Origin of the sequence: Microcystis sp. M179S2 (assembly GCF_020245805.1) — a bacterium.
In the GTDB taxonomy this organism is placed as follows: domain Bacteria; phylum Cyanobacteriota; class Cyanobacteriia; order Cyanobacteriales; family Microcystaceae; genus Microcystis; species Microcystis aeruginosa.
Genome location: NZ_JADBUE010000091.1, coordinates 1 through 9,955, shown reverse-complemented (window position 1 = coordinate 9,955; position 9,955 = coordinate 1). Strand labels below are relative to the sequence as shown.

Below are 9,955 nucleotides of genomic sequence, written 5' to 3'. Positions count from 1 at the left end.
ATAGTTTAAAACAAGAAATTAAGGCATGGGAAGAAAATCGAAATGAAAAGTCAAATTCAGTTGACTGGAGATTTACTACTGCTGATGCTCGTATTAAATTAAAAAAACTCTATCCCTCAATTCAAACTTGACAGACTACTAGGAATTATGGCTCTTCGGTAGATACTATACTGGAGACGGTTTGTGAATCTTACAAGTCTTATCCATCAAGAGTTTCAGAATCATAATCACCCCGTCTGCATAAGTCTGCATAATAAGTGCCGAAGAACCAACCATTATTACTTATTCCACAGATTTAGAACACTAGCGGAAATTAGATATGGGCAACGATCTCGCCGAAAGGAGCGAGAACCTGAACGGGTTGGGGTCGGATCGGCGCGCTCTCTACTGGTAAACGGGGAAACAACAGTTCGGCGGCCCGGTAGGCTTCCTCTAGATGGGGATAACCGGAGAGAATAAACGTCTCGATACCGATATCTCGGTATTCGAGCAGACGGCGCGCTACCGTATCCGCATCCCCCACGAGAGCGGTTCCCGCTCCCCCGCGTACCAAACCCACCCCTGCCCAGAGATTTGGGCTAATTTCCAAGGCGGCGCGACTGCCGTTGTGCAATTGACTCATCCGCCGTTGCCCTTCCGAGTCCATGCGCGCGTAGGCGTTTTGGGCGGTAGCAATCGCTTCCTCGTCTACATAGCGGATCAATGTCTCCGCCGCCTCCCACGCTTCGCTGGCCGTTTCCCGGACGATAACGTGTAAACGAATGCCGAATCGGAGCGTCCGACCGCGGGCTTCGGCTAAACGGCGCACGGTGATGATTTTTTCGGCCACCGCGGACGGGGGTTCGCCCCAGGTCAGATAGACATCGACGTGTTTAGCGGCAATCTCGTGGGCGATGGGCGAGGAGCCACCGAACCAAAGGGGTGGGTGGGGCTTCTGTACGGGGGGAAACAGGACTTTTCCCCCCTCGATCCGCAGGTAATCGCCTTGAAAGTCCGTGTTCGGTTTCGATAATAGTTGTCGCCACACCGTTAGAAATTCATCGGTTAGACGGTAGCGATCATCATGATTTAAATATACGCCATCTCCGGCCAATTCCACTGGATCGCCTCCCGTGACGACGTTAATTAGTAAGCGCCCCTCGGAAAGGCGATCAAAAGTGGCCGCCATTCTCGCCGCCACCCCAGGAGAAACTAACCCCGGCCGCACCGCCACGAGAAAGCGCATCTGTCGCGTGTGCGTGACGAGGGTGGAAGCGACGATCCACGCGTCCTCGCAGGAACGCCCGGTCGGTAAAAGCGCACCCGTGTAGCCTAAATCGTCTACGGCACGGGCAATCTGCAACATGTATGCGAAAGTAACGCTTCTCCCGCCGATCGCCGTTCCCAGATAACGTCCGTCGCCGTGGGTCGGGATAAACCAGAGTAATTGCATGGTCGGTATCCTTCGTGTAGAAATAATAACACATTAATTCTAGCGAAATATTGTGTTTTAAAAAGTATCATCTGGACGAAAATTTCTGTTACCATTCGCTCGGAATTTGACAGGTATAAACGGGTATCAAAGTATATCAAAAATTTTTATAGAACTTGAGCGTACCGATTAAATTTTTCCTCTGGAAAATAACCATTAGAGAGTTGGCTCGAAAAAGAAACCTGATGGAAATGGTAATCTAGTTCGAGTAAATTATAGACTAGCCGTAAAAAATAATCGTCCATCCAAAAATCTACGTCAAATAATGAGATACCGTATTGTCCATCTAACCTACGATTGAGGGTTTTTAATAGCCAAGACCATTGGGGTTTTAGGGTGGGATCGGTGTGGTTTCCAGAGGCAGGAGCGAAGAACTGAAATACCCGATCAGGACAAACCCATGTTACATCGTTTAACAACTTGATCGCTCTTGCGGAATCTGAATGAAACCAATGATTGGCGATTACCAAGTCGTGTAGGTAAGCGATAACAAGTTTGGGGTTTTCTTTGAGAAACCGCGATCGACAAACAATGCCTCTAAGGGAAGGAATTCTTAAACCGAAATTTTGCTCTAGGGGTAATTTTTTGGCTGAAACGTATTCTTGAAAAATAGAAGTAAAAGTATCACAACATACATAGGCATCTATTTGCTTTTTTCTAAAGCTCATACTTGCCGTATGTGGATCTTCATTAACCAAGTGACAATCTCGACTGATCTCCAGTCCGTACAGGTTAAAAAGAGTGATAATAAATCGATGCGCGTTGGAACCAAATAAGGTGGAAATACGTTTGCCTCTTAGTTCTGGGACGGTGGCGATTGGAGAGTCTTTAGGAAGCAGAATCCTCAGATCTTCACCGAAAATATTATAAGAGGCAATCCCGATTAGTTTAGAACCGAAACTGAGATTGTTAAAAAACATAGTACCATTGTTTAAAAGAGAAATATCGTCTAAAATACAAATATCTAAATCTCCTCTTTTCATTTGTTGATTCATTTGTTCACCACAAGCGAATTCAACGATCTGTAAGGTAAAATTTCGATCGATCTCGATATTTTTCTGAAAAATTGGTTGTTCGTTGGACTCTCGCTGTAGATCGAAAACATATTTAACTCCATAGCTGGCGATAAACTGTCCGATCGAATCCCGTTGAATTCCAACTCTGAGTATATTTTCCGTTGGCAAAGTATCGCTGGCAAAAATAAGATTCGGTTGCGGGGAAATTGCTAAATCATCCTGATCGAGGCGAAAACTTCTAACCAAACTTTCTCCTAATATTAATAGCTCGCTAAAATGAGGTACGTGCAGATAGACTCCATATTCGTTGACATCCTGTATAGGTATTATCGATGCTGGATAATTCAAGAGGGAATTAAATTGGCAAAAATCAGGCAGGATAGTTGATTTATGGCTTTTTTGCACAGAATCGAGAAGTTCTTGATAACTTTCAATGATTCGTACATCCCTTAGATAGTTTAAGACAACTTGATTTTTACAAAGCTCTTGATAAATTTCATCTAAAAGAACCAAGTCGGTTGGGTTTATATCTGAGATTTTAATCAATTTTTTGCTAGGAAATAGATCATTCTTACCGAAAGAAATAAGTTGGAAGCGGTGGGTAGTTAGTCTAGTACAATGATGTTTATCTTTATAAGCGGAGAAACTGTTGAGCAGAATATCAAAGTTTTTGGGCGAGGATTCGGCCAATAAACCTTGAGCGGATAGGGAAATCTCTTGAATATTTCGACTTGGAAAGCAAAGCCGAAATCGTCGCCAGTAATGTTTTAACCAGACTTCTAAAATTAAAGGGGTAGCACCGAGAATTAAGTCTTCTCCGTCGGCACTTAAGGTCAGCTGAAACTCTCGTTGAAGGGTTTCCACGGTTTCTATCACCTGAAAGGTTTCAGAAATTAGCTTTCTACCCTGATTGGTTAGTTTGATCGAGCCAGGGGAGCGATTAACCAGCAATACTCCAAAATAATCCTCTAATTGCTTGACTTTTTTGCTAATTAATGATTGACTATAGCCCAATTGATAGGCCGCTTTAGAAAAGCTACCAGAATCATCGACCGTCTTGAGAATTTTCAGGTGATTTAGGGTAATGTCTTCCGAGGTAATTCGACTCATAATTCACCGAGAAATTAAAGGATAGGGGTGTGCGTATCGATCGATCACCTGTTGATGAAAATAGAGAGCATCTTCCCGGGTGGATTCAAACTTGAAGATAATCAGGTCAACCCCGATAGATTCGTAGTCTCTCAAGCGACGGATCACCGTCTGTGGATCGCCGACAAATCGAGCCGAGAGGCCAAGATTTGCCTCGATCGTTTGACCGATATCTAGTTTATTGTGGGCTACTGCATTGGCATCGATTTGTTGTTGGAAATAACGAATTTTTCGAGTGTCGGCAGAGCGATAAATCTTGTCTAGTCTGGACTCGGCTTCGACCCTGGTAGGGCGGACAATGGCGAAAGCACTCATCGCTACTTGAATCTGCCGTTGATAGCGATCGCTCGCCCAGCGTTTTACCTTCTCCACCAGCGCGGCCGTTTTTTCCACATCATCCGCATTAATAAAAAGATAATCCCCCAAACGAGCCGCTAGATCGATCGCTCGTTCCGATTCTCCCGCAATAAAAACGAGAGGAAGCGGTGTCGGTCGCTCGGCTAAAATGCCCTGGGTGATCGTGTAATATTTGCCCCGATAATTAAAATCGGCAGTCGTCCATAATCCCCGAATAATCTGAAGATATTCTTCTAATCTAGCGTAGCGATCGCCGTGGGCGAGCCAAACATCACCGTAGCTTTCCACTTCTAGTTGCCACCACCCCGCGATCCCGCTCAAACCGAACCGGCCTCCACCGGGTTGATTCTGGAGAGCGGCACTTAGCTTGGCCACCACTGCGGGCAATTTAAAGCCCGGTTGTACGGCCGTGACGATTTTAATCTCTTGGGTCGCTAAACTCACCGCGCCGGCCGTGAGCCAAGCGTCAGTTACGCCATGATCCGGCCCGTGTACCGCATTGAGATAGTGTTCGGGAATGTAGTAGAAATCATAGCCCACTCGATCGGCTTGAACGGCCAACTCGACCAGATCGGAAATCGACCAATTTCTCTCCGGGTTAATCACTCGCAACCATCCACCACAAACGGGTGCCCAAATTCCAAACTGAAGCGGCATAGGTGTTTTCCAATACCCACGAGGGAGACGTGTTTTTTAGGAGCCATCACTCTATCATGTTCCTTCCCCAGAAGCGTTATTTTTCCTTATACCGAAATTCCTCTTGTCTATCACGATTTGGAATATCAGGTATTGAGGTTCGATTGGAGTACCCCTGGAAGACGCACCGTATTCCAAAATGGCATAGAAAAAGTCAATCGGGGTGTATCAAACTACGACGTCATCCTTGAGTAGTGATTACACTGAAAGGCAATCAACTATATTTCGGTCGAATTACAGTAGTCCTCGGCTCCAGGCTTGAGACAGAGCGAGTTTTGACCCCGATATAGGTAACTCGAATCTTGCTAGAAACAGCATTCTAAAGACTTGAGTTAGGGTAATTGGTGATCGCCAAAAACGGGATCGCTCCTCCAGACGAACACGAAAGACACTGGATTCTTGCGAACGGTGAAGCGATCGAACCAATAGTTTCCATCACGGAGTAACCGAATCATGGTAGATATTAAGTTCGCTTACTGGGTTCCCAATGTTAGTGGCGGGTTAGTGGTGAGTAAAATCCCGCAAAACACCGATTGGACCTACGATTACAACGCTTGGCTGGCACAGACTGCCGAAGAAGTCGGGTTCGAGTACGCGTTAGCCCAAGCCCGATTCATCGCCAGCTACGGCGCGGAGTATCAACTAGAGGCCTTTGCCACCGTCGCCGCCCTAGCCCCCGTAACCAAGAAAATCACCCTAATCGCCGCCGTCCATCCCGGTTTATGGCATCCCGGGGTCGTCGCCAAAATCGGCTCGACGATCGATGTCATTTCCAAAGGTCGTTTCGCCCTCAACATCGTCAGTGGCTGGTTCAAGGGTGAATTCACCATCTATGGTGAACCTTGGCTCGATCACGATGAACGCTATCGACGCTCCGAGGAATTCATTCGCATCCTCAAGGGACTGTGGACAGAAGACGAATTCCACTTCAAAGGGGATTTTTATCGCATCAACGGCGGTTGGGTCAAACCCCGCCCCGTTAATAATCATCCCCATCCCGAAATCTTTCAGGGAGGTAACTCCAAAGCCGCCCGACAGATGGCCGGTCGGGTATCGGACTGGTATTTCATGAACGGCAACTCGATCGAGGGAGTCCGCGAACAGATCGAGGAAGTTTCCGCCCTTGCCCGTCAAGCCGGCCGTAGTATCAAGTTCGGTCTCAACGCCTTTATCCTTGTCCGTGATACCGAAAAAGAAGCCCACGAGGTACTGCGGGAGATTATTGCCAAAGCCGACAAAGAGGCCGTGCAAGGATTTGGCGAAGCAGTCAAACAAGCGGGTTCCGCCACCAGTGAAAAAGTGGGAATGTGGGCCAACTCGAACTTTGAAGATCTAGTACAGTACAACGATGGATTCCGTACCGGACTGATCGGCACAAAAGAACAGGTAGCGGAAAAAATCCAGCAGTTTCACGCCGTGGGGGTCGATTTGATTCTCGGTGGTTTCCTGCACTATACGGACGATTTACCCGCCTTCGGTCGCGAGGTGATCCCGCTCGTGCGGCAACTGGAATCCCGTCGTTCCCCCAGAGAAGAGTTCGCCCTGGTTTAAGCGAAAGAAAGAAATACACAAGGAAAAAATCAAATCGTAATGGAAGGGATTAGTTTCGCTAAGGCAGCTCTACTTGGACCGATCGAGGGAATTGTCACCCTGATCGCGTTAGGTCTGGCTATGTTGATTGTTTCCTACTACGCTAAGTGGAAACTGGTAAAAAACACCCACGATTTTGTGATTGCCGGTCGCAAGCTGGGTTTAGGATTCGGGATTGCCGGCTTGCTTTCCGTCTGGACTTGGGTGATCGGGATTTTACTGCCGATCGGAGTCACCTTTAAGTACGGATTATCGGGCTTATTTTGGTTTACCGTCCCCAATGGTGCGGCGGTCATTGCCGTGATTCCCTTTGCCAAAAAGTTACGGCGATTGATGCCCCACGGTTATACCATCAGCGAGTTTATCTCCGCTCGTTACGCGGGAGCAAAATTGGCTCGCGTGGTCGTAGTCGCTGGTATCCTCTTCGGGGCGATCCAAATTGTCACAGTGAATCTCAAGGGAGCATCCCTGATGGTGGCCACGATCTTCGGTCTTCCGGAGGGGGTAGTCGCAACCATCTCCTCGATCGTCATTCTCCTGTACATCAGTTTAGGGGGACTTTGGGCATCCATGGCTACTTCTACCTTGATGTGTTTGCTGATTATGGTTCCCTCTGTCCTGGTCACCACGGCGGTCTTAGGCCAGGTGGGAGGGGCGGAAGCCGTGTGGCACACCGTACAGAGTCAGGGCGGCGAACTTCTTTCGGTGACGCGACCGGATGCCTTCCAGAATTTCGGCTTAACCTTCGCCCTCGCGCTGATTACTGCCACGATCGCCGGACAGGAATTCTGGCAGGTGGCTTGGGGGATCAAAGAACGGGAATTAGGCAAAACCTTTTTCTGGGGTGGGGGACTCTACTATGTGGTCGCCCTCTGTCTAGGGGTGGTAGGGCTAGTGGGCATCGCGCTCAAGGTGGATCTGGCCCGGGATCTTGGCGGTGATCCCGCCGCCTTGGGTCCTTTTTTGGTTTCCCATTTAGGTTTGCCCGATTGGGTGATCTACCTGTTCGTGATCATTGTGCTGTCGGCCTGCTATTCCACCTGTGACGGCACATTGGCGGCGGTTAGTTCGGTTTCTGCGGTGGATGTGATCAAGCCCCTGTTCCCCGCTATTTCCGATCGCTCCCTCTTCGCTTGGACGCGGTTTTCGATGGTGTTAGCGGCGGGAATTTCGGTGGCGGTGGTGCTATCGGGAATCGATCTGGTGACGCTGGTACTGGGGACTTCCATCATCCGCGCCGCCGTTCTCGTGCCTCTGGTACTGTCGATCGTCTGGTCGCGAATGAATGCCACGGCCTTTACCGCCGGAACGATCATCGGTCTGATTGCCGGGGTTTTCGCCCTCGCCAAGTTCGGCGAGGAGATCGGTACCTATACGGTAGTCGCAGTCAGCACGATCGTCCCAATTGTGATTGCCTTGACCAATTCCCGACGCTTCGATTACACCCAACTACGTCAGGCACAGGATCTATCCGAGATACCGGACACTTCTTCTGTCGCGCTGCGATAAGTTTTCACAGAATCACGATCATGAATAGTCTCTTGCAGATGATACCGCCCTCCTTGCGGACTTGGGCGAAGCGGCTCGGCTATTTCCTGGGCGGCATGATGCTCACGGTTTTCTATGCCGGAGCGGTTCCCGCCCAAAGTCTCCCTAGTCGTCCCCTAACTCAAAATCCCTATTCCCCGACCACCATTATCGCCGGTGTTATTGCCGCTATCATCACGATTTTCTTTCTGCGGGGAATGTATCTCGTGTTGACCTACGCTTCGGCAACCTATGGACTCGAAGAGGAGGAAGAAGAGGGGAATCTAGAAGGGAGCCAGGAAAACCATGCCTTACTCTATGGAGCCTTCGGTTGGATTATCGGTTCGGCTCTGATCATTACTTCCTACGGATTCAGCTGGAGGTTCTTGTATATCGGCCCGATCGTCTGTTTGCTCGGCCCTCTCGTTCCCATTTTCGCCATGAACCGCGATATCCAGAAATACCGGCAAGTTTTGGCCCTTAGGGCGAGATATCAGTCCTCGCGCTCTCTGTATTAAAAGCTAGGCCACTCTATCTCACAGTCTAGGAGTAGTAACCATGACCACGTTAGTAAATGTTGAAACGGAACCGACCGCCCATCTGATTCAAGACGATCGAGAAGCGATCGCTGTGGCCAAAGAACTGGCCGCAGAATTTCTCCACGAGGATTCCCTCCGCGATCGCGAACGCCGTCTACCGGTGGAAGAGGTAAAAAAATTCTCGCGCAGCGGGCTATGGGGGATCATCGTTCCCAAGGAATACGGGGGTGCGGGCGTATCCTACGCCACCCTAGCGCAAGTGATCGCCATTATTGCCGAAGCGGATTCTAGTTTGGGACAGATTCCCCAGAATCACCTCTATATGGTGGAAGCGATCCGGCTCGACGGTACGGAGGAACAGAAGCGATTTTTCTTTGACTTGGTACTGCAAGGCAAACGGTTTGGGAACGCCTTCTCGGAGATCGGCACCAAGTCAGTGACGGACGTGCAAACCAAATTAACTCGATCGGGCGATGGCTACGTTCTCAACGGACGCAAGTATTACTCCGCCGGTGCCCTGCTGGCCGATTGGATTCCCACGATCGCCGCCGATGAGAACGGCAATACGATCGTCGCCTTTGTGGAACGGGACGCGGAAGGCTTGACTCTGCTCGATGATTGGACGAGTTTCGGTCAACGCACCACCGCGAGCGGCACGACGATTCTCGAAAATGTCCTGGTGAAACCGGAACACGTCATCCCTCACTATCTAGCTTTTGAACGGGCGACCCCGATGGGTGCGGTGGCACAGATTATCCAAGCGGCGGTAGACGTGGGCATCGCCAAGGCCGCCCTGCGCGATACCCTGTATTTCGTCCGCAACCATACCCGTCCCTGGGTGGATAGTAACCAGGAGAAGGGTTTTGAAGATCCCCTGACTCTCTACAATCTGGGCAACGTGATCCTACAAATCCACGCGGCGGAAGCCCTACTACGGCGGGCCGGGGAATTTATCGACGCGGCCTATGAATCCGGGTTAGAGGAGGCGAAAGTAGTGGAATCGTCGATCGCCGTCGCCGAGGCCAAAGCGATCGCCACGGAAGCCTCCCTACTGGCCACCAATAAACTCTTTGAACTGGCCGGCACGAAGTCCACCCTAGAGGAATTTAACTACGATCGCCACTGGCGCAACGCCCGCGCCCACACCCTCCACGATCCGGTGCGCTGGAAATACTATGCGATCGGCAATTACTTCCTCAACGGTGCCAACCCGCCCCGCCATCCTTGGCTATAAGTCTGCGGGAGGAAGGGGAGCGCCCTCCCTCTCCTCCTGATTTCTACCTTCGATCGGTCACACTACTGTAGAGGAAATATGAGTGTTGCCCATCCGCTCCAGAAACGGAATATCTGGAAAAATCAACCCTTTAAGGGACTCTTGTTCATCGGCATTATCGCTGTGGTCAGTCTGGTTTTTGAACTGATCTTCACGGGCCTATTCGCTCTAGATGTAAACGAAAAATTAGTTTATATCTGGACTTCCCCGTTGACAAAAAGCCATAACCTATGCTGTAGGAGGGATTAAGAGAATTTCTGATGCCCCGTTACTGGGTACAAATCAGGGAAACTCCCAATAAATCTAACGCTTTTTGTTGCAGTTGGGTCGGTCGAGT

Annotated in this window: 8 protein-coding genes and 1 pseudogene; 6 read left to right on the top strand and 3 right to left on the bottom strand. The window is 49.6% G+C overall.

Annotation, left to right across the window (positions count from 1 at the left end):
* Positions 1-131: pseudogene (locus IM500_RS05415) on the top strand (IS630 family transposase); the annotation flags it as partial.
* A 182-nt stretch (positions 132-313) separates the two neighbouring features.
* On the opposite strand, the gene ssuD reads toward IM500_RS05415, so the two are convergent.
* The 3 genes from ssuD to IM500_RS05400 form a co-directional block, all read right to left on the bottom strand.
* Positions 314-1,432, bottom strand: coding sequence for an FMNH2-dependent alkanesulfonate monooxygenase (gene ssuD, locus IM500_RS05410; protein WP_287737911.1), 1,119 nt, complete (start codon positions 1,430-1,432; stop codon positions 314-316).
* 146 nt (positions 1,433-1,578) lie between these two features.
* A complete protein-coding gene (locus tag IM500_RS05405) occupies positions 1,579-3,597 on the bottom strand; it encodes a LysR family transcriptional regulator (RefSeq protein WP_287737910.1) in 2,019 nt (672 codons plus the stop codon).
* 3 nt (positions 3,598-3,600) lie between these two features.
* Positions 3,601-4,650: an LLM class flavin-dependent oxidoreductase gene (locus tag IM500_RS05400; protein ID WP_287737909.1), complete on the bottom strand. Its 1,050-nt coding sequence runs from the start codon at positions 4,648-4,650 to the stop codon at positions 3,601-3,603.
* A gap of 492 nt (positions 4,651-5,142) precedes the next feature.
* Here IM500_RS05400 and sfnG point away from each other — a divergent pair, with 492 nt between their 5' ends.
* The 5 genes from sfnG (at position 5,143) to IM500_RS05375 (ending at position 9,867) form a co-directional block, all read left to right on the top strand.
* A complete protein-coding gene (sfnG, locus tag IM500_RS05395; protein ID WP_158200173.1) occupies positions 5,143-6,240 on the top strand; it encodes a dimethylsulfone monooxygenase SfnG in 1,098 nt (365 codons plus the stop codon).
* Between the two features lie 39 nt (positions 6,241-6,279).
* A complete protein-coding gene (locus IM500_RS05390) occupies positions 6,280-7,788 on the top strand; it encodes a sodium:solute symporter family protein (RefSeq protein ID WP_287737907.1) in 1,509 nt (502 codons plus the stop codon).
* Positions 7,789-7,808: 20 nt separating this feature from the next.
* The gene (locus IM500_RS05385; RefSeq protein ID WP_287737906.1) at positions 7,809-8,324 is read left to right on the top strand and encodes a hypothetical protein; all 516 of its coding nucleotides are present in this window, start codon (positions 7,809-7,811) and stop codon (positions 8,322-8,324) included.
* Positions 8,325-8,364: 40 nt separating this feature from the next.
* On the top strand, positions 8,365-9,579 hold the full coding sequence (locus IM500_RS05380) for an SfnB family sulfur acquisition oxidoreductase (RefSeq protein ID WP_190723797.1): 1,215 nt from the start codon (positions 8,365-8,367) through the stop codon (positions 9,577-9,579).
* A 78-nt stretch (positions 9,580-9,657) separates the two neighbouring features.
* Complete coding sequence (locus tag IM500_RS05375) at positions 9,658-9,867, top strand: hypothetical protein (RefSeq protein WP_287737904.1); 210 nt, start codon at positions 9,658-9,660, stop codon at positions 9,865-9,867.
* The last annotated feature ends 88 nt before the right edge of the window (positions 9,868-9,955 follow it).

What these genes read in the sequence shown, in the direction of transcription:
- ssuD (WP_287737911.1), bottom strand. Translation starts at nt 1,432, where the DNA reads ATGCAATTACTCTGGTTTATCCCGACCCACGGCGACGGACGTTATCTG.
- IM500_RS05405 (WP_287737910.1), bottom strand. Translation starts at nt 3,597, where the DNA reads ATGAGTCGAATTACCTCGGAAGACATTACCCTAAATCACCTGAAAATT.
- IM500_RS05400 (WP_287737909.1), bottom strand. Translation starts at nt 4,650, where the DNA reads ATGCCGCTTCAGTTTGGAATTTGGGCACCCGTTTGTGGTGGATGGTTG.
- sfnG (WP_158200173.1), top strand. Translation starts at nt 5,143, where the DNA reads ATGGTAGATATTAAGTTCGCTTACTGGGTTCCCAATGTTAGTGGCGGG.
- IM500_RS05390 (WP_287737907.1), top strand. Translation starts at nt 6,280, where the DNA reads ATGGAAGGGATTAGTTTCGCTAAGGCAGCTCTACTTGGACCGATCGAG.
- IM500_RS05385 (WP_287737906.1), top strand. Translation starts at nt 7,809, where the DNA reads ATGAATAGTCTCTTGCAGATGATACCGCCCTCCTTGCGGACTTGGGCG.
- IM500_RS05380 (WP_190723797.1), top strand. Translation starts at nt 8,365, where the DNA reads ATGACCACGTTAGTAAATGTTGAAACGGAACCGACCGCCCATCTGATT.
- IM500_RS05375 (WP_287737904.1), top strand. Translation starts at nt 9,658, where the DNA reads ATGAGTGTTGCCCATCCGCTCCAGAAACGGAATATCTGGAAAAATCAA.